Source organism: Mesorhizobium sp. M2D.F.Ca.ET.226.01.1.1, from assembly GCF_004022705.2.
Taxonomy (GTDB): Bacteria; Pseudomonadota; Alphaproteobacteria; order Rhizobiales; family Rhizobiaceae; genus Mesorhizobium.
Genome location: NZ_RZOY02000008.1, coordinates 268,442 through 292,981, shown reverse-complemented (window position 1 = coordinate 292,981; position 24,540 = coordinate 268,442). Strand labels below are relative to the sequence as shown.

General features: G+C 63.9%; 30 protein-coding genes and 1 pseudogene. 18 read left to right on the top strand and 13 right to left on the bottom strand.

Going from position 1 to position 24,540, the window contains the following annotated elements:
• The first annotated feature begins 39 nt into the window (after positions 1–39).
• Positions 40–978, top strand: coding sequence for a choline ABC transporter substrate-binding protein (gene choX, locus EN869_RS20330; RefSeq protein ID WP_127227310.1), 939 nt, complete (start codon positions 40–42; stop codon positions 976–978).
• A gap of 5 nt (positions 979–983) precedes the next feature.
• Positions 984–1,811: an alpha/beta hydrolase gene (locus tag EN869_RS20325; RefSeq protein ID WP_245489434.1), complete on the top strand. Its 828-nt coding sequence runs from the start codon at positions 984–986 to the stop codon at positions 1,809–1,811.
• A gap of 2 nt (positions 1,812–1,813) precedes the next feature.
• Here EN869_RS20325 and EN869_RS20320 read toward each other — a convergent pair whose 3' ends face one another.
• Together EN869_RS20320 and EN869_RS20315 are read right to left on the bottom strand one after the other, a co-directional pair.
• Positions 1,814–2,095, bottom strand: a complete 282-nt coding sequence (locus EN869_RS20320) for a hypothetical protein (protein WP_127227311.1) — start codon at positions 2,093–2,095, stop codon at positions 1,814–1,816.
• 12 nt (positions 2,096–2,107) lie between these two features.
• Entirely contained in the window at positions 2,108–2,878 is a 771-nt protein-coding gene (locus tag EN869_RS20315; RefSeq protein WP_127227312.1) for an NIPSNAP family protein, read from the bottom strand.
• 235 nt (positions 2,879–3,113) lie between these two features.
• Here EN869_RS20315 and EN869_RS20310 point away from each other — a divergent pair, with 235 nt between their 5' ends.
• Positions 3,114–3,758 carry a TetR/AcrR family transcriptional regulator gene (locus EN869_RS20310; protein WP_127227313.1) on the top strand — a complete coding sequence of 215 codons (645 nt, stop codon included), beginning with the start codon at positions 3,114–3,116 and terminating at the stop codon, positions 3,756–3,758.
• Between the two features lie 62 nt (positions 3,759–3,820).
• Here the strand turns inward: EN869_RS20310 and EN869_RS20305 are convergent, their stop codons facing one another.
• Both EN869_RS20305 and EN869_RS20300 read right to left on the bottom strand, forming a co-directional pair.
• The gene (locus EN869_RS20305; RefSeq protein WP_127227314.1) at positions 3,821–4,414 is read right to left on the bottom strand and encodes a hypothetical protein; all 594 of its coding nucleotides are present in this window, start codon (positions 4,412–4,414) and stop codon (positions 3,821–3,823) included.
• Between the two features lie 237 nt (positions 4,415–4,651).
• On the bottom strand, positions 4,652–4,831 hold the full coding sequence (locus EN869_RS20300; RefSeq protein WP_127227315.1) for a CsbD family protein: 180 nt from the start codon (positions 4,829–4,831) through the stop codon (positions 4,652–4,654).
• Positions 4,832–4,927: 96 nt separating this feature from the next.
• Here EN869_RS20300 and EN869_RS20295 point away from each other — a divergent pair, with 96 nt between their 5' ends.
• The 7 genes from EN869_RS20295 (at position 4,928) to EN869_RS20270 (ending at position 9,471) form a co-directional block, all read left to right on the top strand.
• Positions 4,928–5,209: a hypothetical protein gene (locus tag EN869_RS20295; protein WP_127227316.1), complete on the top strand. Its 282-nt coding sequence runs from the start codon at positions 4,928–4,930 to the stop codon at positions 5,207–5,209.
• A gap of 141 nt (positions 5,210–5,350) precedes the next feature.
• Positions 5,351–6,754 carry a patatin-like phospholipase family protein gene (locus tag EN869_RS20290; protein ID WP_127227550.1) on the top strand — a complete coding sequence of 468 codons (1,404 nt, stop codon included), beginning with the start codon at positions 5,351–5,353 and terminating at the stop codon, positions 6,752–6,754.
• Between the two features lie 18 nt (positions 6,755–6,772).
• Entirely contained in the window at positions 6,773–7,432 is a 660-nt protein-coding gene (locus EN869_RS20285) for a glutathione S-transferase family protein (protein WP_127227317.1), read from the top strand.
• Between the two features lie 45 nt (positions 7,433–7,477).
• Positions 7,478–7,807, top strand: a complete 330-nt coding sequence (locus EN869_RS20280; protein ID WP_127227318.1) for a YciI family protein — start codon at positions 7,478–7,480, stop codon at positions 7,805–7,807.
• A 272-nt stretch (positions 7,808–8,079) separates the two neighbouring features.
• Positions 8,080–8,232 (top strand): hypothetical protein, encoded by a 153-nt coding sequence (locus tag EN869_RS34480; protein ID WP_167507041.1) that lies wholly within the window; start codon positions 8,080–8,082, stop codon positions 8,230–8,232.
• A gap of 91 nt (positions 8,233–8,323) precedes the next feature.
• A complete protein-coding gene (locus EN869_RS20275) occupies positions 8,324–8,701 on the top strand; it encodes a YkgJ family cysteine cluster protein (RefSeq protein ID WP_167507063.1) in 378 nt (125 codons plus the stop codon).
• Between the two features lie 158 nt (positions 8,702–8,859).
• On the top strand, positions 8,860–9,471 hold the full coding sequence (locus EN869_RS20270) for a LysE family translocator (protein ID WP_127227320.1): 612 nt from the start codon (positions 8,860–8,862) through the stop codon (positions 9,469–9,471).
• Here the strand turns inward: EN869_RS20270 and EN869_RS20265 are convergent.
• The gene (locus tag EN869_RS20265; RefSeq protein ID WP_167507058.1) at positions 9,468–10,469 is read right to left on the bottom strand and encodes an AraC family transcriptional regulator; all 1,002 of its coding nucleotides are present in this window, start codon (positions 10,467–10,469) and stop codon (positions 9,468–9,470) included. The two genes, EN869_RS20270 and EN869_RS20265, sit on opposite strands and share 4 nt — an antisense overlap.
• 286 nt (positions 10,470–10,755) lie before the next feature.
• Between EN869_RS20265 and EN869_RS20260 the strand changes: the two genes are divergently transcribed.
• Positions 10,756–11,181 carry a GFA family protein gene (locus EN869_RS20260; RefSeq protein ID WP_127227322.1) on the top strand — a complete coding sequence of 142 codons (426 nt, stop codon included), beginning with the start codon at positions 10,756–10,758 and terminating at the stop codon, positions 11,179–11,181.
• A 56-nt stretch (positions 11,182–11,237) separates the two neighbouring features.
• Positions 11,238–11,753: an OsmC family protein gene (locus EN869_RS20255; protein ID WP_127227323.1), complete on the top strand. Its 516-nt coding sequence runs from the start codon at positions 11,238–11,240 to the stop codon at positions 11,751–11,753.
• Positions 11,754–11,825: 72 nt separating this feature from the next.
• On the opposite strand, the gene EN869_RS20250 is transcribed toward EN869_RS20255, so the two are convergent.
• The 3 genes from EN869_RS20250 to EN869_RS20240 are packed head-to-tail and all read right to left on the bottom strand — an operon-like array spanning position 11,826 to position 13,719.
• The gene (locus EN869_RS20250; RefSeq protein WP_127227324.1) at positions 11,826–12,212 is read right to left on the bottom strand and encodes a nuclear transport factor 2 family protein; all 387 of its coding nucleotides are present in this window, start codon (positions 12,210–12,212) and stop codon (positions 11,826–11,828) included.
• 23 nt (positions 12,213–12,235) lie between these two features.
• Positions 12,236–12,667, bottom strand: coding sequence for an OsmC family protein (locus tag EN869_RS20245; protein ID WP_127227325.1), 432 nt, complete (start codon positions 12,665–12,667; stop codon positions 12,236–12,238).
• Positions 12,668–12,708: 41 nt separating this feature from the next.
• Positions 12,709–13,719, bottom strand: coding sequence for an NAD(P)-dependent alcohol dehydrogenase (locus EN869_RS20240; RefSeq protein WP_127227326.1), 1,011 nt, complete (start codon positions 13,717–13,719; stop codon positions 12,709–12,711).
• Between the two features lie 115 nt (positions 13,720–13,834).
• Here EN869_RS20240 and EN869_RS20235 point away from each other — a divergent pair, with 115 nt between their 5' ends.
• Positions 13,835–14,443 (top strand): TetR/AcrR family transcriptional regulator, encoded by a 609-nt coding sequence (locus EN869_RS20235; protein ID WP_127227327.1) that lies wholly within the window; start codon positions 13,835–13,837, stop codon positions 14,441–14,443.
• Positions 14,444–14,510: 67 nt separating this feature from the next.
• On the opposite strand, the gene groL is transcribed toward EN869_RS20235, so the two are convergent.
• The 3 genes from groL to EN869_RS20215 form a co-directional block, all read right to left on the bottom strand.
• Positions 14,511–16,163, bottom strand: coding sequence for a chaperonin GroEL (gene groL / locus EN869_RS20230; RefSeq protein WP_127227328.1), 1,653 nt, complete (start codon positions 16,161–16,163; stop codon positions 14,511–14,513).
• 62 nt (positions 16,164–16,225) lie between these two features.
• On the bottom strand, positions 16,226–16,522 hold the full coding sequence (gene groES, locus EN869_RS20225) for a co-chaperone GroES (RefSeq protein WP_010915433.1): 297 nt from the start codon (positions 16,520–16,522) through the stop codon (positions 16,226–16,228).
• A 508-nt stretch (positions 16,523–17,030) separates the two neighbouring features.
• A complete protein-coding gene (locus EN869_RS20215; RefSeq protein WP_127227329.1) occupies positions 17,031–17,792 on the bottom strand; it encodes an SDR family oxidoreductase in 762 nt (253 codons plus the stop codon).
• Between the two features lie 106 nt (positions 17,793–17,898).
• On the opposite strand from EN869_RS20215, the pseudogene EN869_RS20210 reads away from it, so the two are divergent.
• Positions 17,899–18,796 (top strand): annotated as a pseudogene (locus tag EN869_RS20210) (LysR family transcriptional regulator).
• 6 nt (positions 18,797–18,802) lie between these two features.
• On the opposite strand, the gene EN869_RS20205 reads toward EN869_RS20210, so the two are convergent.
• On the bottom strand, positions 18,803–19,429 hold the full coding sequence (locus EN869_RS20205; protein ID WP_167498615.1) for a TetR/AcrR family transcriptional regulator: 627 nt from the start codon (positions 19,427–19,429) through the stop codon (positions 18,803–18,805).
• A 121-nt stretch (positions 19,430–19,550) separates the two neighbouring features.
• On the opposite strand from EN869_RS20205, the gene EN869_RS20200 reads away from it, so the two are divergent.
• From EN869_RS20200 to EN869_RS20190, 3 genes are read left to right on the top strand one after another with little or no spacing between them, the layout of a single operon-like run.
• Entirely contained in the window at positions 19,551–20,735 is a 1,185-nt protein-coding gene (locus EN869_RS20200; RefSeq protein WP_127227330.1) for an MFS transporter, read from the top strand.
• Positions 20,736–20,749: 14 nt separating this feature from the next.
• Positions 20,750–22,030, top strand: a complete 1,281-nt coding sequence (locus tag EN869_RS20195) for a D-arabinono-1,4-lactone oxidase (protein WP_127227331.1) — start codon at positions 20,750–20,752, stop codon at positions 22,028–22,030.
• Positions 22,027–23,163 carry an alanine racemase gene (locus EN869_RS20190; RefSeq protein WP_127227332.1) on the top strand — a complete coding sequence of 379 codons (1,137 nt, stop codon included), beginning with the start codon at positions 22,027–22,029 and terminating at the stop codon, positions 23,161–23,163. Before EN869_RS20195 ends, EN869_RS20190 begins: the two co-directional genes overlap by 4 nt.
• A gap of 2 nt (positions 23,164–23,165) precedes the next feature.
• Here EN869_RS20190 and EN869_RS20185 read toward each other — a convergent pair whose 3' ends face one another.
• Positions 23,166–23,342 (bottom strand): transcriptional regulator, encoded by a 177-nt coding sequence (locus EN869_RS20185; RefSeq protein ID WP_127227333.1) that lies wholly within the window; start codon positions 23,340–23,342, stop codon positions 23,166–23,168.
• Positions 23,343–23,481: 139 nt separating this feature from the next.
• Between EN869_RS20185 and EN869_RS20180 the strand changes: the two genes are divergently transcribed.
• Positions 23,482–24,417, top strand: a complete 936-nt coding sequence (locus EN869_RS20180; protein ID WP_127227334.1) for a helix-turn-helix domain-containing GNAT family N-acetyltransferase — start codon at positions 23,482–23,484, stop codon at positions 24,415–24,417.
• Positions 24,418–24,540: the final 123 nt, after the last annotated feature.

Genomic DNA, 24,540 nt, shown 5'->3' with positions numbered 1-24,540 from the left:
AAGATCGATATCAAACTGATCGATATGAGGAGAACCGGAATGTTGCGCATGCTTGCGAATGGCGTCTGTTTCGCGGCTCTGATGATGGCTTCCCAGGGGGCGTGGGCTGCTGAAGCCGAAAGCTGCAGGGCGGTGCGCATGGCGGAGCCTGGCTGGAATGATCTGGCCTTCACCACGGGCGTGGCCAAGGTCCTGCTGCAGGCGCTGGGCTACGAGCCGCAGAGCGAGGTGCTCGGCATCAACGTCATATACGAGGGCATGAAGAACAAAGACCTCGACCTATTCCTCGGCTATTGGGATCCGGCGATGGTCACCTATTATGAGCCTTACAAGAAAGACGGCACGATCGAGAATGTGCGGGTCAATTTGGTCGGCGCCAAGTACACTTTCGCCGTGCCGACCTATGTCTGGGACGCCGGCGTCAAGGACCTGTCGGATTTGCACAAATTCGCCGACAAGTTCGGCAAGAAGATGTACGGCATCGAGCCCGGCTCGAACCAGTTGATGATGGACGCCATCGCCGATCCGCAGTTCGGCCTCAATGGTTGGCAGGTGGTGGAGTCGAGCGAGGCCGGTATGCTTTCGGAGGTCGGCTACGAGATCAAGGAGAAGCAGTTCATCGTGTTCCAGGGCTGGGCGCCGCATCCGATGAACACCATGTACGACTTCAAGTACCTGACCGGCGGCGACAAATTCTTCGGCCCGAATTTCGGCGCCGCCACCGTCACGACGCAGGTGCGCAAGGGTTTTCTTCAGGAATGCCCGAACGTTGCGCAGTTCTTGAAGAATCTGGCCTTCGACATCGACATGGAAAATGTCGGCATGGGCTACCTCATCAATGACGGCATGAAACCGGAGGACGGGGCGCTTAAGGCGATCACCTTGCACAAGGATCGCCTCGATGCGTGGCTGGCCGGCGTCACCACCTTCGACGGCAAGCCCGGCCTCGCCGCGGTCAAGGAAAAGCTCGGGCTCTGAGCGTGGTGGTATTGGACCTTCCGGACCAGGAGGCCGAGCAGGCCGCCTGGGCCGGCCGCAAGCGGATCGTCGATGTCGGCGGTCTCGACCTTGCCTATGTCGAGAACGCCGGTTCGGAGCCGCCGTTGCTCTTGGTGCATGGCTTCACCGACACCAGCCGCAGTTTTTCGCTGCTGGCGCCCCACCTTTCCGGGCGCCGGCTGATCATGCCGGATCTGCGCGGCCACGGCGCCTCGCAGACGGGCGAGGGCTGCGGCGTCGCCGATTTCGCCGACGACATGGCCAGGCTGATCCGGCGCCTGCGGCTCGATCGGCCGGTGGTCGTCGGGCACTCGCTGGGCGGCATGGTGTCGATCATGCTTGCCGCACGGCATCCGGAATTGATCGGCGGGCTGGTGATCATGGCGAGCGCGCTAAAGCCTGATTTCGCATCGGATCACCCGCTGATCGGCGGTGTAGCCGCATTGCGCGATCCGATCTCGCCGTCCGATCCGTTCTATGACTGGTGGCATGCCTGCGGACCGGGCGTACCGCGGGCTTTTCTCGACGCTCTCGCGCAGGACGCCTCCGCGATTCCCGCAGCGCGGTGGCGCGCCATTCTAGAAGAAGTCCGCGGCACCGATCTGACTGACGCGGCCCGCGCCGCGCGGGTACCGACGCTGATCATCGCAGGCGGCCGCGATCCGCTTTTCGGCGAAGCGCACCAGCAGGCACTGGCCAAGGCTCTGGCCGGGTCTCGACTGGTGTGGGCGCAGGATTGCGGCCACAACCCGCATTGGGAAGACCCGGCCTTTGTTGCCGAGACAATCGGCCGGACCTTCGGTGGAGGCTGAACTCAGCCGAACATAGAGCGCAGCGTCGACACCGGGTTTCCGATGAAGCCTAACGCATGCAGGATCATCGCTATCGCGAAGGCGACGATCAGGACCCGGCTGGCGATGGCGAAGGCAAAGCCCAGCGGGTTGCTGTCGATCTCGAAACGATAGATGTCGTCATAGGCCACGCCGGAGGACAGCGATCTGTATATGCCCCAGACCGCTGCCAGTGCCAGAAGGCCGAAGAGCGTTGCGGTGAACCATTGCGGCATGAGCGGCATCCAGTTGGATGGCGGCATCATAGGCCTTGTCGATTAAGCAATCGCTGATGTGCCGAGCAACGAACGCGCGGTCGGCGAGAGCCGCAGCACTTCTGTCGGCCGCGCCAGGCTCTGTTCCGCAGATCGCTGGAAGGCCTGCAGGGCAGGCGAGACGCCAAGCGGTGCCCGGCTGAAAGCATGGCTATTCTCATTGTCGAAGCCGGCGGCGGACACGAAGACGTTCTCGCCTGTCCGCACTGGCAGGCGCGGGAAGGTGTTTTCGGCGCTCTCCGTCACGAATGCTCCCAGCAGGCGGGCGCCTTTCGCCGCAAGCTGCGGAACCGCCTCTGTTCGAAATAGCTCGGCAAAGCCCGCTTCAGCGCCCGGTCGCAAATGATGAATCGAAATTTCAACAAAACCGGGCAATTGGCTGCGATCGCTCATTTCGGCCTCGGCCGCCGTCGGCCGCTTCAATCCCGACAGGTCGAAACCCGCACCCGGCCACGCCGGCTTCAGAAGCAGCACATCGTCGGAATCGATCATCGTCGCATTGGCGGCATCCCGGTGCGCGGCCCACACCGGGCCGCCATAGAAGGCGCTCAGCGCGTCCTTTCGCGTCTCCATGTCCTCGAAGCCGCGCAGCCAGACGAACATGTCGGGACGGTCGACGTCGCGGAACTGGCCGATGACGGTCATGCCCGTCGCTTCCTGGGTCTCGACGAACTCGCGGTCGAAGAGCGCGATCAGCGTTTCGCGCTGCCCCGGCTTCAGCGTGTATTGCCGCAGCTCGACCACGGGCGAGGCAAGGCGGGAAGGTCGGTTCATGGCAGGAATCTCAAAACAGGGTGATTGTCCTGTTTATAAAACAGACCGGTTGTCCTGTTTTGTCAATCTGCTATTTTCTTTCCCTTCTCCCCCTGTGGGAGAAGGTGGATCGGCGCGCGGCGCCGAGACGGATGAGGGGTGTTGGCAGGAGTGCCGTCGATGCCAAGCTGGAGCACCCCTCATCCGTCGCCTTCGGCGACACCTTCTCCCACAAGGGGAGAAGGGGAGATCGCGTATGGCTCGCAAAAAGCGCACCAACGACCCGGAAGGCATGCGCCGCCGCGTGCTCGACGTGGCCGAAGACTTTTTCCAGGCGCGCGGCTATCACGCCTCGAGCCTTGGCGATCTGATGGCGGCGGCGGGTGTCACCGGCGGCGCGCTGCATCATCATTTCCCGACCAAGAAGGCGCTGGCGCTGGCGGTAATCGAGGAGCGAGTGGCGGCCGCGGTCCGGGAAACCTGGATCGAGCCGGTGCTGGCGGCATCCTCGGCCCGCGAAGGTGTGCGCGCCGTGTTCGAGGCGGTGGCGGCGGAGCTCGAAGAGCAGGGCTATGTGCGCGGCTGTCCGCTCAATAACCTGGCGCATGAATTGTCGCTGGCCGATGACGAGTTTCGGCTGGCGCTGGCCAACATCTTCGCCGGTTGGCGACAGGCCATTGCCGACAAGGTGCGGGCTGACCAGACGAATGGCGGGGAGGGCGGCACCGATCCCGATCGCTTCGCGGCGCTTGCCGTCGCCGCCTATTCCGGCGCCATGTCGATGGCCAAGACATCGCAGGATGCCGGGTTCTTGCGGGAGTGCTTGAAGGAATTGGAGAGCCTCCAGCTGTCGTCCGGTGGATCGACCGTGAGGCGACGCCGCAGGGTGTTGCTGCGATAGGAGCTAGCCGGATAGAGCAGTGGAAAGGATCGCCTTCGCTTGAAACCCAAGCGCCGCCGCCACTACTCCTTCAGCGGCTTGATCGTCTCGAACCCCACCTCGCTCTGCGCGCTCGTCCCTTCGTCATAGCGACGCGCCAGCACCGCCTGCAGGTCCGGCGAATAGAGCGCGGTGAAGCTGTCGATCACATTGCCGGAATCTCCGGTGATCGTTTCGCTGACCACCAGCACATTGTATTTGCAGTCGCCGAGCTTGTAGCTGTCCTTGCCCTTGACGGCGAGCGCCAGCGTCTCGGTGCCCTTCGGTGGCTTCTTCGACGACAGCCGCACGAAAACGGTCTTGCTCTTGGCGCCGGCCTTGAGCGGAAAAAGCTTCTTTAAGTCGCCGAGCGGGATCATCGACAGCCGCCCGGTGTCGCTGTCGCGGAAAACTTCGATCAGCCCGGCATAGAGGTATTCTGTCTGTGGCGAGTCCGACTGGTATTTGTTGGCGACCGCGACCATGCCGCCGGGCGCTGGCCGGAACTCGCTCCTGATGCCCGCCTTTTCGAGGACGAAGCCTGCCTTTGCCGATTTGGCGTCGACGCAGTCCGCGGCCTCAGCGGTGCCGGCGAAGGCGAGCACGGCGAGCGTCATAGCGGTTGCAAGGGCTTTCATGCCTTCCTCTCCTGGATGCATTCTGCAAGAAATGACAGCCCCCCGCCGCGCTGTCGACCCAGGAACTTTTCTTGCCTTGGCATGAAAAGTCTCCAAAGCGCCGACTTGGGGCCAAACTGGACGAGGCGCCGTCGAGCGTGTTCAATCAACGCTTTCGCCAAGCAATTCCAGACGTGAAAAAGGCCGTCTCGCGACGGCCTCTTCCCTGATGCCACCAAGACATGACAGCTACATGGATCAGAACGTCTTGCGGACCTTGTCCTTCACGTCGCCATAGGCCTTCTGCACCTTGCCGACGAGCTTGTCGGCGGCGCCTTGGACCTGGGTCCGCCGGTTGCCGGTGGCCTTGCCCGCCGCCTGCTTGAGCGAACCCTTCACTTGCTTGGCAATACCCGCGACCTGATCCCTGTTCACCATGCGCGCATCTCCTGGGTTTCATCCGGGTCTCTCAACGTGCCGAGCCGATTTGGGTTCCGGACTGCGGCGACGTCTTTGCACCGCCAGTCTGCGAGAATGAAGATTGCAACCAAGCAAGGAAAGTTGACTCGATTGACTGAACCCCAACTGATAACGAACGAAATTATCCTGCGTATTCTGCAAATCGCTCTCATCGAAATTCGTGCGGCCGATAGTCTGGACAAAGCCCGAATGCTCGCCGACGCGTTTCACAATGCACCGGTAATGATCGCTTCTGGCCGTGAGCCGCAAGAGACTTGGGCACGAATTCTCGATACTGCCAGCAGGCTTGAGATCGAAACTTACGTCGCGTCGCTGCTGGGCCACGTTCGATCCTAGCGAAATTCAGCCTGACAAGCTAACTTTTCAGCCGCGGTTGCATCGCGCAACGCAATCCGGCTAGGGTTCGCCGCGGCTGCGGGTGAGGGCAGCCGGGGGAACCGGGTTTTGCGTCTTCGCGTGGCTGTTGTCGCAGTGCTGATGGCCGTGGCCGGCTGCGTCGCCGACGATGTCGGGCCGATCAACGTGCTGACCACCGAGGTTGGCCACCCGTCGCCCACCTACATTCCCGATCCCGCCGATGACGGCTCGACTGTCGTGGGCCTGGCCTTTTCCGGCGGCGGCACGCGGGCGGCGGCCTTTTCCTACGGCGTGCTGCGGGCGCTGGACGACGTCGTCATCGACGAACGGCCGAAACGGCGCACGCTGGTCGACGACATAAGGATGATCTCCGGCGCCTCCGGCGGCGCCATCACCGCCGCTTATTTCGGCTATAAGGGCAGGAACGGCTACCAGGATTTCCGCGAGCGTTTCCTGACCCAGAACGCGGAAGCCGACCTCAGGGAGGCGATCTCGCCGGTCAACCTGGTGCGTGCCTATTATGGCGGCGTCAACGACCGTAGCGGCTTCGCCAAATGGCTGAACGACCATCTCTTCGATGGCGCGACCTTCAAGGCGTTGCACAAGCCGAACGGCCCGATCGTCTGGATCAACGCGTCCGACATCTACAACCGCACGCCGTTCCTGTTCACCTACGACACCTTTGCAGCACTCTGCAGCGATCTCGACAAGGTGCGGCTTGCCGATGGCGTCGCTGCCTCCGCCGCCGTGCCCGTCGTCTTCGCGCCGATCGTGGTCGCGGCGACCAGTCCCGATTGCGGCTACCACCGGCCCGGGTGGCTGAGTGAGGCGTTGGCCGACCGCAACGCCTCGCTGCGGCTCAAGGCCTATGCCGGGGCGCTCGACGCCTATCAGAACGCCGGCCCGCATGACTATGTGAAGCTGCTGGATGGCGGCCTCACCGACAATATCGGCGTCACCGGCTTCACGCTCGAACGCTCCGCCGCCGGCACGCCCTATGGACCGCTGTCGCCCTTGGAAGCGGTGCGCCTGAACACGCTGATCTTCATCGTCGTCGACGCCGGCAGCGGCAGCAACAAAGCCTGGACGAAGTCGCTGCATGGACCGAAGGCCAGCGAGCTTTTCAATGTGACGACCAGCACCACATTTGCCGCCTCGGTGCGCGACGAATTCGATGCGCTGACGCTCGCCGTCTCGCAATGGAAAGGCGAGCTGGTGCGCTTCCGCTGTGGCCTGCCGGGCTCGACCGTTTCGGCCTATCGCGGCTCGGCCGGCGGCTGGAACTGCCGAGATGTGCGCCTCGTCGTCCAGCATCTGTCCTTCGCCGATCTCGACCCGGCAACCGAAGCGAAGCTGAACGACATTCCGACCAGGCTCAGGCTGCCGGTGGATCAGGTCGACCTCCTGATCGGCGCCGGCCGCAAGGCGCTCGAGATCAACCCCGACATAAACGCGGCGGTCGCCGCGATCCAGGCCCGCGCCGGCATCAGGCCGCCGGCGATCATGACGGCTGCAGCGAATTGACATCATCAGGAGACAGTCTTGGCAGAATTCACCCTCTATATCGGCAACAAGTGTTTTTCTTCATGGTCGCTCAGGCCATGGGTGGCGATGAAGCATCTGGAAATGCCCTTCGAGGAAGGCTTCGTGCGCCTGCGTACGCCGCAGACCTTCGCCAATCTTGCCAAAGTGTCGCCGACCGGGCTTGTGCCGGTGTTGAATCATGATGGCAGGATCGTCTGGGAAACGCTTGCCATCCTTGAATATCTGGCAGACCTGTTTCCCGAAAAAAAGCTATGGCCGGATGATCTCGGCGCCCGCGCTCTGGCGCGGTCGGTGGCGACCGAAATGCATTCCGGCTTCCGCGAGGTCCGTTACGGCTGGCCGATGAACCTGCGCCGGCCGAAATCGCACAAGCCGCTCGATGCCGAGGGCGAGGCGCAGCGGGCGAGGATCGAGGCGATCTGGCGCCAGTGCCGCGAACAGTATGGCCAAGGTGGCCCGTTCCTGTTCGGCCATTTCACCGCTGCGGATGCCATGTATGCGCCGGTAGTCACGCGCTTCGACACTTATGGCGGCGAACTGGCGCCGGTCACCCGCGCCTATGTCGATGCGGTGCTGGCGACGCCGGCGATGCGGCACTGGTACGCGGAGGCGGCGAAGGAGCCCTGGCCCGAGCCGGGGCCGCACGAACAGGATTAGGCAGGCGGCGGCTTCAACAACGGTTTTGGATCCTGGAGGACCACGATGGCCAGTACCGACGAAGCGGATGCGACCAAGGCGCCCAAAATCTTCCATTGCCGGCTGATCCCGCCGCGGCCGGATTTCGCCTTCACCATGTCGGAGGAGGAAAGGGCGCTGATGGGCCGGCATGCCGACTATCTGCGCGAGAAGCTGCGCGAAGGCGTCATGATCATGGCAGGTCCGGTCGCCGATCCGGCAGGCCCCTGGGGGCTGCTGATCTTGCGTGCCGGCAGCGACGCCGAGGCGAGGGCGGTGACCGATGGCGACCCTGTTTCGAGATCGGGCCGCGGCTTCCGCTATGAAATCCTGCCGATGTTGAGCGTGATCATGTAGGCGGCGCACAAAAAGAACGCCTCTCGCGCGTTTTATGGCGCGGAAGGCGTCCTTGTGCTGTTAGCCTTCTTTCGACTGCTGACGGCATTGCAACAACGCCCCACTTAGGCGGCGGTTCCCTAATTCGGCAAAATAATTGACGTCGGTTCGCGGACGTCACGACCGGATTGGTATGATCGGCAACCGCAGGTCTTTTCCGTTCCGCTTGCCCGATTGTGTGCTAGGAACCGGTCGACCGCGATGTGAGTCACCGACGCTTTTCAGGGATCGACATGGCCATCAAATTTTCCGCCAAGGAGCAGCCGGCTCCGGCCGCCACGAAACCAGCCAAGCCGGCCGCCGCGCCGCAAGCCGACAAACCGCTCGACGTCGATCTCCTCGGGCAGCCGCCCCAGAAGCCGCCGCGCAAGACCAGGAAGAAGTAGAAGATTGCCGCACGAGGCCGACCACAGTCGCTTGCCTTGGCCGTCCGTCACGGCGGCCGATTTCGGCTGGCCGGCAGGCGATGGCGCGGCCGTGTTCGACTGCCAGAGCTGCGGCGCCTGCTGCTCCTATTCGGCCGACTGGCCGCGCTTCTCGACCGAGGAGGACGCGCAGCTCGACAGCATCCCGGAGAAATTTGTGTCGGCCGACCTGTCCGGCATGCGCTGCGACGGCGTGCGCTGCTCGGCACTCAGCGGCGAGGTCGGCAAGCACACCGCCTGCGGCATTTACGACATCCGCCCCGATGTCTGCCGCGCCTGCATGCCCGGCGGCGATGACTGCCTGATGGCGAGAGCGGCGCATGGGTTCGAACTGCCAATCTCCCCCCTTGTGGGGGAGATGCCCGGCAGGGCAGAGGGGGGCGCTGTCCCGCCGGCGCCTCAGGCGAGCTTCGGTCGAACGTCGAAGTAGATTTCAAAAGAGGAAACTGCGAGGTCGCATTCCTTCGCGCCCCCCTCTGGCCTGCCGGCCATCTCCCCCACAAGGGGGGAGATCGCGCTCTCCACCCGCTTGCCTCACCCCGCACCTCCCGGTAGCTTCCCCCGCCGGGCAGGGCCGCGGAGGAACGCATGAGCATAGAATTTCTGTTGACGTCGCTGATTATCGTGGCCTCGCCCGGCACCGGCGTCCTCTACACGCTGAGCGCCGGCCTTTCGCGCGGCGCGCGCGCCGCGGTCATCGCCGCTTTCGCCTGCACGCTGGGCATTATCCCGCATATGGCGGCCGCCATCACCGGCCTTGCCGCGGTGCTGCACACCAGCGCCGTCGCCTTCGAGACGCTGAAATATCTCGGCGTCGCCTATCTGCTCTACATGGCCTGGAACACGCTGAAGGAGAAGGGCGGGCTGAGCATCGACGAGGATGCTGCGCCGCGCTCGACCGCCAGGACCATCACCACTGGCATCCTCGTCAACGTGCTGAACCCGAAACTGTCGATCTTCTTCTTCGCCTTCCTGCCGCAATTCGTCAGCACCACCGAGCCGCATGCTTTCGCCAGGATGCTGGAGCTCTCATGCGTCTTCATGCTGATGACCTTCGTCATCTTCGCCATCTATGGCGTGTTCGCGGCCTCGGTGCGCAGCCATATCGTGTCGCGGCCGAAAGTCCTGACTTGGATGCGCCGCAGCTTCGCCGGCGCCTTCGTCATGCTTGGCGCCAAGCTGGCGTTGGCGGATCGCTAGCTGCCCGGTGCGCTCCCGGTTTCGGGAGCAGCCCGAACCCCCAGCCGCCAGGCCGAGGGCGGGACGCCGATCATCTTCTTGAAAGCGCGGCTGAAGGCGGCTTCGGACTCGTAACCGATGTCCGCCGCGATGCTGGCGACGTTGCTGTTGCCGGCGCTCAGCAATTCCGAGGCGATCTGCATGCGCCATTTGGCGAGATAGTGCATCGGCGGCATCCCGACGATTTTGGTGAAGCGCTCCGCAAGCACCGTGCGCGACAAGGCGGACTCCTTCGCCAGCGCTTCCACCGTCCAATTGTGTGCCGGCCGGTCGTGGATCAGCGCCAGCGCCTTCGCCAGATGCGGATCGCGCAGGCCCGCCAGCCAACCGGTCTGCTGCGGCGGCAGCGACTCCACATAGCGGCGCAGCACGTCGACGAACATCAGTTCGCTGAGCTTGGTCAGCACCGTCTCGCTGCCGGCCCGCTTCTCGGCCACCTCCGAGACCGCCAATTTGATGAACTGGCCGAGCCACCCGCCGTCGCCTTTGACGTCTCCGGCCTTGATGACGGGCGGCAGCGCTTCGAGCAGCGGATTGAAGGGCAGGGCATGGCAGGCGAGATAGCCGCAGACCAGCCGCGCCGACAGCGATCCGTCCTTGACGTAGTTGATGGGGAAGGGCGTCTGGCTTGCGGCCGCGATCTCCAGAACGTCCGCCGTCGGCGGATCGGCCCGCAGGTCTGGCGTGCTCGACATGATATGCGGGTCGCTGTGGGTGAAGACCACGACCTCGCCGGCCTCTACCGGGATCGCCTCGTGGCCGACGATGCGGGCAAAGCAGCGGCCCTCGGTGAGCACGTGATAGGAAATCAGGTGATCCGCGCCGGGCAATATCCTCGGCAATATCGAGGCGGGCGCCGGCGAGCACACCGCCCACGGGTCCTGGGCCTCGATATCGAAAAACGTCGCGCCGGTGAGGCGCACCGTTTTCAGAAGATCAAACAGAGCATCCCCGGCCATCCACCCGTGTTCCCAAGAGCAATTCCAGGAAAAGTGTGAGCGGTTTTCCGTCCGGAATTGCGTCAAAACAAAAAGATAGTGCGGTTCGCCGTTTCCGTGAAACGGTGAAACCTGCGCGGCAATCCGGCGCGACATCCCTTTCCAGTTCCGGACGCGCTGTCAAGTGAGGCGGACGCCCCGTCATTCCGTTCATTGCCGGAAGTTTTAAACCGCTGCGGCACCGCGCGGTGTCGTCTCAAGCGGCGCTGAACGCGGTCGAACCGAACCTAGATAAGGATCAAGAGTCATGACGGTACATAAGGGCGGATGTTTTTGCGGCGCCGTGGAAATCGAAGTCCACGGAACCGCCGAGGCAATGGGTTACTGCCATTGCAGTTCCTGCCGTTCGTGGTCGGCGTCTCCGGTGAACGCTTTCACGCTGTGGAAGCCCGGGAACGTCAAGGTCACCAAAGGCGCGGAGTTTCTGTCCGGCTTCGAGAAGTCCGCGATGAGCGACCGCCAGTTCTGCACCAAATGCGGCGGGCATCTGATGACGGACCATCCGCCGCTCGGACTGGTCGACGTCTATGCGGCCACCATACCGACGGTGGAATTCACGCCGGGGGTCCACGTCAACTACGCTGAGACGGTCCTGCCGATGAAGGACGGGCTGCCGAAGCTCAAGGATTTTCCGACCGAGCTCGGCGGCTCCGGCATCGCGGTCCCGGAATAGGTCAGGACGATGGCCGACGACCTCAAGCAACCGCAATTCACGACAGGAGAACAACAATGGATATCGCGACGTTTCGCGCCACGCAGGAGCCGATCAAGGATCTTTATCGCAAGAACGCGCGGGCCGCGCTCCTTACCTTGAAGGCCAAGGGCAGCGCCGACGACACAAGGGTGACCTGCAAGGTCGAGACCGGGCGCGGGCTCGCGCTGGCCGGCATCCACCCGAAGGCCGGCGGCAGCGGCCAGGAGCTTTGTTCCGGCGACATGCTGCTGGAGGCGTTGATCGCCTGCGCCGGCGTTTCGATGCGGGCGGCCGCGGCCGTGCTCGACATTCCGATCAAGTCGGCGGAAATCTCAGCCGAGGGCGATGTCGACCTGCGCGGCACGCTTGGCGTCACCGAAGGCGTGCCGGTCGGCTTCAAGGAAATCCGCCTGCGCTTCGACATCGAGTCGGATGTCGAGCAAAGCCGGCTGACCCAACTCATGGAGCTCACCGATCGCTACTGCGTGATCTTCCAGACCATCCAGCGCAGCCCGAAGACCTTCGTGAAGCTCAACAGGGTGGCGTCGTAACAATTTGCCCGGAGCCCAGATCGTGGCGGGCGGGTTCCGGGCTGGCCTGAGCGCGGCTTTCCGCGCCAGGCCCTATCCTTTGACGTAGCCCATCGCCTCGACGATTTTGCCGTCGGCGACGCGCATAAGGTTGACGCCGCGCAGCGAGCTGCCGTCGGACATCCAGAAGCGCCAGCGGATCGTGGCGCGGTCGCCGGCCACAAAAGTCTCTTCGAGGTCGAAGCGGGTGCCGGGTCCGGTGGCGATCGCCGACCACAATTCGACGCAGGCCGCCTTGCCGACGCGGCGAGCGCCATCCGGCGCCGGCGTGGTGTTTTCGATCACGCAATCCTCCGCAACCAATTCGTCGAGCGCCGAAGGGTCGTGACGCTGGAAGACGTGGTTGTAGCGCCGCATGATTTCCGCCGTCTCGGCGGAGCGCTTGGCCGCGGCGACGTCGATGGTCAATTCCTGGGTCATTGGATTTCTCTCCTGTCGTTTCATTAAGCTACGAGGCTGGCCTTGAGCGTGATCGTGGCGACGCCGGCCAGCGCCCGCGAGACGAGGCAGGCCGCCTTGGCCTTGTGCGCCAGCCGCTCGAAATCCTGGGCCGAAATGCCGGCGACGCTGGCGTCCGATTGGAGTTCGATGCGGGTGATGGTCGGCCCGGCGGTGGTGGCGCCGAGATGCACCTTGGCGATCGTATGGATGCTCTCGGCGGTATGGCCTTCGCCGCCGAGTATGGCGCTGAGCGCCATCGAGAAGCAGCCGGCATGCGCCGCCGCGATCAGCTCCTCAGGATTGGTACCCGGGCCATTTTCGAAGCGCGACGGGAAGGAATAGGCGCCTTCGAACACGCCGCTGCCCAGTCTGAGCCGGCCCGATCCTTGCTTCAGCGTGCCCTGCCATTGGGCTGAAGCCTCGCGAATTGTCATGGCTGATCTCCTCTCAGGTGTTGCGAAAAAAAATGCGGTGGTCATGCGCCGTCGATGACGACTTTGCCGAAGACGTCGCCCCGATCGAAATAGCGGTAGGCCTCGCGCGCCTCGGCGAATGGGAAGACCTTGTCGATGACCGGCTTCAGCCGGTGCGTGGCGACAGCGGCAAGCATCGCCTCCAGCCCGCTGCGGCTGCCGACGAAGAGGCGGCCGATGGTGACCAGGCTGCGCTGATAGATGGCGCCCGGGATCTCGACAGACTTGCCGTTCTTGTCCTGTACGGTGAGCAGCACGATGCGTCCGTAAAGCGCGCTGGCGATCAGCGACTGCGCGAAAGTCACCGGGCCGCCGGTTTCGACGACGAGGTCGATGCTGCCGGTCGCTGCGCGCAGCTCCATGCCCCATTCGCGTGTTTCATCTGCAGCGACGACGAGGTCGGCGCCGAGCGCCCGCAGCCTCTCGGCTTTCTTAGCGCGCGAGGTGACCGCGGCCACGCGACAGCCCATGAGCTTGGCGAATTGCAAGGCAAACAGGGCGACGCCGCCTGAGCCAATCACCAGAACCCATTGTCCCGGCTTTGGAATCTCGGCGCCGGTGAGCGCGCTCCAGGCGGTCAGCCCGGCGCAGGTGAAGGTCGCGGCTTCCTGCCAGGAGAGATGCTCGGGCAGCCGCACGGCCCATTGCTCGTCGAGCAGCGCATATTCTGAGAGCATGCCGTCCAACGTGCAACCGAGCTGGTCGACGATGCCAGGATGCATGCGGCCGTCGATCCAGCGCGCGAAATAGCTGCCGGTGACGCGGTCGCCGATGGCAAAGCGTGTGACACGGTCGCCGACGGCCACCACTTCCCCGGCGCCGTCGCTCAGCGGCACGACGCCCGCGCGCGGTGCCAGAGGATAGGTGCCGTTGAGGATCATCGTGTCGCGGCGGTTGAGCGAGGTGGCGCGCACCCGCACCAGGATCTGGTTCGCCGTTGGCTGGGGCATTGCTGCCTCACGCACCACCAGCTTCTCTATGTCGCCGAATTTCTCGAACCGGTAGCTCAGCATTGTTGCCTCCAAAATATGTAGACCGATTTACATATTATGTAGACCGATTGTCATATTAGGAGCAAGGCCTATAATGCGCTCCTCCTGACAGGGATTGACAGTAAGAGAGGTCGACGTGGCGACGGACACACGCACCCGCATGATAGAGGCGACCACGCTGCTCATCCGGCAGCGCGGCTATCACGGCACGTCGCTGAACGACATTTTGAGCGCCAGCGGCGCGCCGCGCGGCTCGCTCTATTTCCATTTCCCTGGCGGCAAGGACCAGCTAGTCGTCGAGGTGACGCGGGCCAGCGTCGCCAACGTCACGGAGCGGCTGGGCGCGGCACTGTTGGAGGAAAGCGACCCGGCCGTTGCCGTCCATCACATCTACCAGTCGGTCGCGCGCATGCTGGAGGACTACGAGTTCTCGCTCGGCTGTCCGGTCGCGCCGGTCGTGCTCGATGCGCCGAACGATGTGCCGGACCTGGTCGAAATCTGCCGCTCCGCCTTCGAGCAATGGATCGGGCTGCTGCGCCAGGCCTTCGTCCGGGCAGGGGTGCCGGAGCGGCGCGCGCAGGCGCTGGCGTTGCTGGTCGAATCCTCGCTGGAAGGCCTGATGGTGATCGCCCGCGCCACCCGCGACCGCACGCCAGTGCAGGCGGTGGCCGACGAGGTCGCCGCGCTGGTCGAGCAGGCGGTGCTGGCCGGCAAGGTCGCGCAGCAAGCGGAGAGCGCGGCGTAACTAACTTCCCTAACAAAAAGGGCGCCTTTCGGCGCCCTTTCCGTATGCATCAGCTTGGTAGGCTGGATTAGAAGTCCATGCCGCCCATGCCGCCCATGCCGCCGCCGGGCATGCCGCCCGGCATACCGCCGGCAGCTTCCTTCTTCGGAGCTTCGGCGATCATGGCTTCGGTGGTGACGAGCAGGCCGGCGACCGAGGCCGCGTCCTGGAGAGCGGTGCGCACGACCTTGACCGGGTCGACGATGCCCATGGCGATCATGTCGCCATACTCGCCGGTCTGAGCGTTGAAGCCGAAGGTCGCGCCCTTGTTCTCGAGGATCTTGCCAGCGACGATCGAAGCTTCAGCACCGGCGTTCGACGCGATCTGGCGGGCCGGAGACTGCAGCGCGCGACGCACGATGTTGATGCCGGCAGCCTGGTCGGAGTTGACGCCGGTAGCCTTGACAGCAGCCGAAGCGCGCAGCAGGGCCACGCCACCGCCGGCGACGATGCCTTCTTCCACGGCCGCGCGGGTCGCGTTCAGAGCGTCGTCAACGCGGTCCTTCTTTTCCTTGACTTCCACTTCGGTCGCACCGCCGACGCGGATCACCGCAACGCCGCCGGCGAGCTTCGCCAGACGTTCCTGCAGTTTCTCCTTGTCGTAGTCCGAGGTGGTCTCCTCGATCTGCTGCTTGATCTGGGCGACGCGGCCCTGGATCTCGGCCTTCTTGCCGGCGCCGTCGACGATGGTGGTGTTCTCCTTGGAGATCGACACCTTCTTGGCGCGGCCGAGCATGTTGAGGCCAACGTTCTCGAGCTTGATGCCGAGGTCTTCCGAGATGACCTGGCCACCGGTGAGGATGGCGATGTCTTCCAGCATGGCCTTGCGGCGGTCACCGAAGCCCGGAGCCTTGACGGCGGCGATCTTCAGGCCACCGCGCAGCTTGTTGACAACCAGCGTGGCCAGGGCCTCGCCTTCGACGTCTTCCGAGATGATGAGCAGCGGCTTCGAGGTCTGAACGACAGCTTCGAGGACCGGCAGCATGGCCTGCAGGTTGGAGAGCTTCTTCTCGTGCAGCAGGATGTAGGCGTCTTCCAGATCGGCGACCATCTTGTCGGCGTTGGTGACGAAGTAGGGCGAGAGGTAGCCGCGATCGAACTGCATGCCTTCGACGACTTCCAGCTCGGTCTCGGCGGTCTTGGCTTCCTCGACGGTGATGACGCCTTCGTTGCCGACTTTCTGCATCGCTTCCGCGATCATCTTGCCGACCGACTCGTCGCCATTGGCCGAGATCGTGCCGACCTGGGCGACTTCCTCGGAGGTCTTGATCTTCTTGGCGGCCTTGCCGAGAGCGGCGACGACTTCGCTGACGGCGAGGTCGATGCCGCGCTTGAGGTCCATCGGGTTCATGCCGGCGGCAACGGCCTTGTTGCCTTCCTGCACGATCGCCTGGGCGAGAACGGTAGCGGTGGTCGTGCCGTCGCCGGCGATGTCGTTGGTCTTCGAAGCGACTTCGCGGACCATCTGGGCGCCCATGTTCTCGAACTTGTCCTCAAGCTCGATCTCCTTGGCGACGGTGACGCCGTCCTTGGTGATGCGCGGTGCGCCGAACGACTTGTCGATGACGACGTTGCGGCCCTTGGGGCCCAGCGTGACCTTCACCGCGTCGGCGAGGATGTTGACACCGCGCAGCATGCGCTCACGGGCATCGCGGGAGAATTTTACGTCTTTTGCAGCCATGGTTAGCTCCTGACAGGGGCTCGGGAAGAGCCCGAAAACTCAGTTGATGGAGAGGCCGAAATTCAGCCGATGATGCCCATAATGTCGGATTCCTTCATGATCAGAAGGTCTTCGCCATTGAGCTTGACTTCAGTGCCCGACCACTTGCCGAACAGGATGCGGTCGCCGGCCTTGACGTCCAGCGGCACGAGCTTGCCGCTTTCGTCGCGGGCGCCGGAGCCGACGGCGATGATCTCGCCTTCCTGCGGCTTCTCCTTCGCCGTATCCGGGATGATGATCCCGCCGGCGGTCTTGGATTCGGATTCGACCCGGCGAACGACCACGCGGTCATGAAGCGGGCGGAACTTGGACTTTGCCATGTTTTCTTCCTCGAATGAGAACGGTGAGAACTGTTCCTCCATCCGGCGAGGCCGCCGGATATAAGTTAGCACTCACCTAGGGCGAGTGCTAACGTGGCGCTGAGATAGGCCGGTGGGTTTCGAGAGTCAAGGCGCGCGCAAGGGGCAAGCGGCGCGAAATTTTTCTCAGGCGAAACGTCACTATGAAAAGCGCCGGCTGTCGCGAGACACAGACGAGCAATCTCACCTGTCAGTCCGAGCGCTTCGGCGAGCGCAGCACAAGCAGCGGGCAGCGTTCGGCGAGGCCGTATGTACCGGTCGAGGCCAGCCGGACATCATCGAAGAAGGTCTTGGCTTCCTCGATGAGCGATGCAGTTCGACTCCGTCATGCATGAGCGCAAAGCGGTGCTGCTCGATGCCAACAAGATGCCCGGCCGTGCCCGCAACCTTTCGAGCTTCATCGCCGCCGGCAATGCCAATCTTGCCGACGGCTTCGAAGGGCTGATCCGTCAGGTCATACAACGATCGCCTAGATGTTCATGCCGCCCGATACTTCGATCCGCTGGGCGTTGACCCAGCGATTGTCGTCGGAGAGCAGCGAGGCGATCATCGGCCCGATATCGTCGGCGACACCGGCGCGGCCAAGCGCGGTCATCCCGGCCACGACGCGGTTGATCTCGGCGTCGTCGCGCACATGGCCGCCATTGAAGTCGGTGGCGATCGCGCCGGGCGCCACGGTGTTGGCGGTGATGCGGCGGCCGGCAAGCTCCTTGGCGAGGTAGCGCGTGAACACCTCGACGCCGCCTTTCATCATCGCATAGGCGGACGAGCCCGGCACCGAGAAGCGCGCCAGCCCGCTCGACACGTTGATGATGCGGCCGCCGTCGTTGATCAGCGGCAGCAGCGCCTGGGTGAGGAAGAACACGCCCTTCAGATGGATGTTCATCAGCGAGTCGAATTCCTCTTCCGTTGTCTCGGCGATCGGCTTGCGCAGTCCTATGCCGGCATTGTTGACCAGATAGTCGAAACGGTCGCGCTGCCAGGTCTCGTGAAGCGTCTTCTTCAATGTCTCGACGAAAACCGGGAAGCTGGCGACGGTGCCGGTGTCGAGCTCAAGTGCTGCAGCCCGGCCGCCGGCTGCTTCGATTTCGGCAATGGCAGTCTTGGCCTCATCGACGCGTGAGCGATAGGTGAGGACGACGTCGACCCCTTTGCGGGCGAGGTGAAGCGCGGTGTTGCGGCCGAGGCCGCGGCTGCCGCCGGTGATGAGGGCGATGGGACGGGTGGTCATGGCGAAATCTCCTTCTCTTCGGATGGAGATGCATATACTCGCCTAAGAAGGCGATATAATCGGGCATGGATTGCCAACACTATTCAGTCTGTGCGAACAATCAGCCATGGATCGTTTTGACAGCATGCGGCTCTTCACCCGGGTCGTGGAGCGGCGCAGCTTCACCGCGGCCGCCGCCGATCTCGGCCTGCCGCGCTCCAGCGCCACCGCCGCGATCAAGCAGCTGGAGAAGCGTCTGGGCGTGCAATTGCTCCGCCGCACCACACGCCATGTCACCACGACGCCCGACGGCGAGGCCTATTACCAGCGCTGCATCGGCATCCTCGCCGACATCGAGGATGCCGAGGGCGGCTTCGAAGCCCGCGAGCTGCGTGGACGCCTCAGCGTCGACGTCAATGGCCACATGGCGCGCACGTTCCTCTTGCCAGAACTGCCGGCACTGCTTGCCAGATATCCGGGCCTGTCGGTCCATATCGGCGAGGGGGACCGCCTTGTCGATCTGGTGCGTGAAGGCGTCGACTGCGTGATCCGGGCAGGCGTACTTCCCGACAGCGACATGATCGTGCGACGTCTCGGCATCGCGCGCGAGATCACCGTCGCGAGTCCCGCCTATCTCGAACGCTACGGTGTGCCGCGCACGTTGGATGATCTTGCCGGCCACATGATGATCGGTTTCGTGTCGTCGCGCACGAGGCAGCTGATGCCGCTGGAATTCACCGTCGACGGCAAGGTTCGAGAAGTTGTCCTGCCATCGCGAGTCACCGTCGCCAATTCAGACACAAGTGCCGCGCTGGTCCGGCTGGGCTTCGGGCTGTTCCAGGCGCCAAAACTCCGTTACGCCGACGACATCGAGGCCGGCCGACTGGTCGAGGTGCTTCCCGACAATCCCCCCGACACCGACGCCGATCTCGGTGCTCTATCCGCCGAGCCGCCAGCTTTCGCCAAGGGTGAGGGTGTTCGTCGACTGGCTGGTGGAAATTCTGGGGCCGAAGCTGGATTCCTGATCGCGCTCAGAGAAACAGCCGCAACTGCGCGTGGATGATCGAACGGTAGTCGTCGATCGTGCGCCGGCCTTCCTCCTTGTCCTGCGTCAACGCCAGCCGCACGACGCCGCCGGCGAGCTGGAAGATCAGGAACACCACGCGCCCGAACGCCTCGCGCTTCCCGGCTTGAAGCATTGGCGCGACATGGTCGCAGAACATCTTCGCCTGGTGCCGCGTCTCGGCGATGTCGAGATGCTGCAGCGCCTTGTCGGCCTGGATGGCGTTCTGCAGGTCCTGGATCGCCGGGTCCGCCGCGACGCGACCGTAATAGTCGTCGAGCAGTCGGTCGGCCGCCGCGGTCACGTCGCCAGGCCCGCTTATCCCGGCGATGATCGCACCGAAGCGCGCGCGGCTTTCCTCGGAAAACCGCTCATAGAGCATCGCCAGGATCGCCGACTTCGACGGAAAGTAATGATACACGGTGGCGATCGGTCCGCCGGCCAGCGCGCCGACCTCCTTCATCGTCACCGCGTCGATGCCCTTTTCGCCGATCAGCCGCATGGTCGTGGCAAGGATCGCGTCGATGCGCTCGCGGCTGCGCTCCTGCTTCGGCCTGCGCCTGGGTTCCGTCGCTATTCGATTTGCATCCGTCATTGTCCGCATCTTTCCCGGAAAAGTGCAAATTCGCGGTTGACAAGAAACATGATCAAGTATCAGTTTTGCTAAATGCTGACAACTTGTCAGTTTTTCGATCGAGCTGCAAGGGAGGCACCTCGTGACGGCATCGCAAGCCGCGCAAGCGGAAAATGGCGATTGGCTTGTCGGCAATCCGACCGGTCTGCAACTGGCCTCTGCGCTGTGGATCGGCTCGGTCGGCCTGCTCATCCTTGGGCTGCAGCCGGTGCTGCTCGGCGCGCTCTACACCGAAGGCCATGTCACCGGCGACGAACTGGCACTGGTCGCCACCGCCGAGATGATCGCGATTGCCATCGGCTCCGCGATCGTGGCCATGCTGCTTCCCGCCAGGAACATACGTTGGAAGAGCGCGGTGCTGCTCGTGCTTTTAGCGCTCGCCAATTCCTGGACCGCTTATGCCGGCAGTCCCAATGCGCTGATCGGCGCACGCACGCTGGCTGGCTTGGCGGAGGGCGGACTGGTCGCCGTCGCGACGGAGCTGATCGCCCGCTCGCGCCGGGCCGAGCGCATCGGCGGCTATTTCGTCACGCTGCAGACCTTGGCGCAATGCGCGCTGGCGCTGATTCTCGCGCTCTATGCGGTGCCGAGAGCGGGCTCGGCCGGCGGCTTCATCGCGCTGGGCATCGTCTGCCTGCTGTCGCTGGCCGTCGCCTGGACCGTGCCGGATGACTACGCAGACCTGCCCAAGGAAGAGCAGTTTCGCAATGTCGCGACCGTGCCGGCGATCACCGCGCTCTTGTCGATCTTCTGCTATTTCATGTTCTTCGGCGCCGTCTGGGCTTTTCTCGAGCCGATCGGCGCGCAGTTTGGCATCGATAGCCGCACCGTCGGCCTGATGGTTTCGGCAAGCCTTGCCGCGCAGGTGATCGGCGCCCTCACCGCGACCGTCTTCGAGGCGCGCATCGACTATCGTTTTGCCATCACCATCATCGGCATTGTCGCGGCGATCAGCTCGATCCTGCTTGCCTCCGGCCCGCGCCTTTCGGTGTTCTGGGCGGTGGCGCTGGTGATGGGCTTCATCCTGCTCTTCATCGTGCCCTACCAGATCCGCCTCGCCATCACCGCCGACGAGACGCGAACCGCGGTGCTCCTGGTGCCGGCCGCGCAACTCTTCGGCCTCGCCATCGGCCCGATCGCCGCCTCGCTGCTGATCGACGGCGCGAACTTCCGGCCGGTGCCTGAATTCGCCGCCGCCACCGCTTCGGCCAGCGTGGTTTTGCTCGGCGTCTTCATGCTGGTCGCGCGCCGGCGCGGTAAGGCTTGAGCGGGAGGATTGGGATGGCAAACGCCTGGAGCAACTGGTCGGGTTTCGTCACAGCATGCCCGAAATCGATCCCGACCCCGGCCGATGTCGGCGAACTGGCCGAGCTGGTGCGCTCGGCGCCCCGTCCGCTGCGCGTCGTGGGTGCCGGCCATTCCTTCACACCGCTGGTGCAGTCGGACGGCACCATCGTCTCGCTGGAGAAGATCGAGGGGCTGGTCTCGCATGATGCCGCGAACAACCGGGCACGGGTGAGGGCGGGAACCAGGCTCGGCGCCCTGATGCACATCCTGCAGGACATCGGCCAGGGCCTGCCCAATATGGGCGATATCGACAAGCAGGCGATCGGCGGCGCGCTGGGCACGGCAACGCATGGCTCCGGCCCGACGCTCGGCGCCTATCACACGCAGCTCGAGGCGGTGCAACTCGTCGACGGGCAGGGCAAGCTGCGCGAATACAGCCGGGCGAGCGACCAGAACATGATCCACGCCACCGGCGTCGCACTGGGCAGCTTCGGCGTGCTTACTGAAGTGACGATGAACAACATCGCGACCTACCGGCTGCGCCGGCGCAAATGGGTGCTGCCGATCGGCGACATGCTGCGCGATTTTGAAAAGATGATGGCGGCGCATCGTTCGGCCGAATTCTACTACATCCCGTTTTCCGGCTACGCCCAGTTCATCGCCAGCGATCTCAGCGACGCGGCGCCCACGCCGCGGCCGACCGAGAACGACGAGGAGGGGCTGGCGACCTTGCGCAAGCTGCGCACCGTCTTGCGCTGGCTGCCGTCGCTGCGGCGGGCGCTGATCAAGGGCGCGGTGAAGAAGGTGCCCTCGGAGGACTATGTGCAGGACTGGCTCAACGTCTACGCCAGCGACCGTCAAACCAAATTCAACGAGATGGAGTACCACCTGCCTTACGAGGAAGGTCCGAAGGCCTTGGCCGAGATCATCGCGCTGACGGAAAAGCACTTTCCGGAAGTCTATTTCCCGATGGAGGTGCGTTCGGTGGCGCCCGACGAATTCTGGCTTTCGCCCTTCCACAAGAGGTTGACCTGCTCGATCGCCATCCACCACGATGCGGCGAGCGATCCGTTGCCTTTCATGCGAGCCGCCGAGCCGATCTTCCGCAGATATGGCGGCCGGCCGCATTGGGGCAAGATGCACAGCCTGAAGGCGGCGGATTTCAAGAAGATCTATCCGCGCTGGGACGAGGCGCTTGCCGTGCGCCACGACATCGATCCGGACAACCGTTTCGTGTCGCCCTATATGGCCGGCCTGTTCGGCATCGAACGATGAGCGCCTATTTCATCGAGCTATCTAAGGCATTGCAGGCCGCGGACATTTTCCGGCCCTGCCTGGTGCTCGACCGCGACCGGCTGGACGGCAACATCGCGCAGTTGAAAAAGAGGCTGGCGCCGGGTCTCGCGGTGCGGCTGGTCGACAAGTCGCTGCCTTGCATGCCGCTCCTTTCGCACATCGCCAGGGCGCTTGGCACCAACCGCTTCATGACCTTCCATCCGCCGGTGACGCAGGCCGTGCTCGACGCTTTTCCCGAGGGCGATCTGCTCTACGGCAAGCCAATGCCGGTCGGCGCCGCCAGGGCAGCGCTGACCCAAGGCAGCGCCGGCTGGTGGTCGCGTGTCTGCTGGCTGATCGACGCGCCTGAGCGGCTGACCGAATATGGTGCACTCGCTTCCGCGCTCGACACCGAGTTGCGCATCGCTTTCGAGGTCGATGTCGGCCTGCATCGCGGCGGTTTTTCGAGCCCCGCCGAGATCAGGGCGCTGACGATACCGGAACGCCTGCGCTGCGAAGGCATCATGGCCTATGAGGCGCATGCGCCGGAGATACCGGGCCTGTTCGGCGGTACGGCCAAGGCGCTGAAGCAGGCTTCGGCCAAGGCCGCCGAGTTCGTCACCTCCCTCGATCCGGACCAGCGCCGCACCTTGAACATCGGCGGCTCGAAGACGGCGCTGCTGCATGGCGGCGGCGTCGCCAATGAAGTGTCGATCGGCTCGGCCTTCGTCCTGCCCAGCGACTTCGACACGCCCGGCCTGGGCGGTTTTCAGCCGGCGGCCTTCATCGCCACGCCGATCCTCAAGGCGCTGGATCCGATGCTGCCCGGTCCCCCGGCGGTTTCCAGGGCGTTGCAAGCGCTTGGCCTCTTCCCGCGCAAGGGCTGCTATCTCTATGGCGGCAAGTGGATGGCCGAACCGGTGTTCCCCGAAGGCATGAAGCCGAACGGCCTGATCGGGCTGTCGTCCAACCAGCAATTCATGGGCCTGCCGGCGAGCGCGGATGTGAAGCCCGGGGACTATGCCTTCCTGCGGCCGACGCAGAGCGAGGCGGTGCTGCAGCATTTCGGGGCGATTGCGGTGTTTGCCGAAGGACGGATCGTGGAGTTCTGGCCGGTGCTGCCGATGGGCTAGGGCTATTTAGCCCCAATCGGATAATGCTTGGTTTCGTAAGCCTCGATCAGGGTGGCTAGAACGTCAAAGCGATAGGCTTCAGGGCTATCTGCAACCGGTTCATTATCGAAATAGGGAGCAATCTCGGCAATCGCACAGTCGTACTCAGCCTCGTTATTAATGGGTCGAATGTTTTCCATCGCACGTCTCCGCAGCTATCTTGCCATACTCGGCGAGACTGTCGAGATACCGGTTCGCGTGATCGCCGGGGGTCGTTTCAAGAATTAATTGACTCAGTCAACTAAATGATTGATCCTGTCCAAGGCAGGAGGACTTCCCATGACCATCCACGATCACCCCGGCAAGGAACGCATCGATACCGTGCGCGCCTTCAACCGCTTCTACACCCGCCAGATCGGCGTGCTCGAGGAAAGCTGGCTGAAAAGCAGCTTCTCGCTGACCGAGGCGCGGGTGCTTTATGAGCTTGCCCACCGCGACGGCCTCGTTGCCAGCGACCTGGTTCGCGATCTCGGTCTCGACCCGGGCTATGTCAGCCGCCTCTTGAAGAAATTCGAGGAGCGCGGCCTGGTCGAACGCGAGGCAAGCGAGGCGGACGCGCGCCGGTCTTCGATCGCGCTGACGCCCGCGGGACGAGAGGCTTTTGCGCCGCTCAACCAGGATTCGCACGACCAGGTGCGCGCGCTGCTCGACCGTCTGGCGCCCGCTGACCAGGAGCGGCTGGTCAAGGCCATGCGCACCGTGCAGGACCTGCTTGGCGACAGGCCCGAACCCAAGGTGCCCTATATTCTGCGGCCGCTGCAGGTCGGCGACATCGGCTGGGTCACGCGCCGCCAGGGCATGCTCTACGCTGAGGAGTATGGCTGGGACGAAACCTACGAGGCGCTGGTCGCCGAGATCCTCGGCGAGTTCGTCAAGAATTTCGTTCCGCAATGGGAGCGCAGCTGGATCGCCGAGCGCGAAGGCGAGGTGGTCGGCTCGGTCTTCGTCGTGCGCAAATCGCCGAAGGTGGCGAAGCTCAGGCTCCTCTACGTCGAGCCCTCCGCGCGCGGCCTCGGCATCGGCCGGCGGCTGGTCGATGAATGCATCACCTTCGCCCGCGCCAAGGGTTACCGGACGCTGACGCTCTGGACCAACGACATACTGGGCTCGGCCCGCCGCATCTACCAGGCCGCCGGCTTCAAGCTGGTCGATGAAGAAAGGCACCATTCCTTCGGCAAGGACCTTGTCGGCCAGACCTGGAACCTGGAGCTTTAGTTCTTCCCTTCCCCCCTTGTGGGGGAAGGTGGCCGAGCGAAGCTCGGTCGGATGAGGGGTGCTCCAGGGAATGCCGACGTCTCGCTTCGCTGGAACACCCCTCATCCGTCTCGGCGCTGCGCG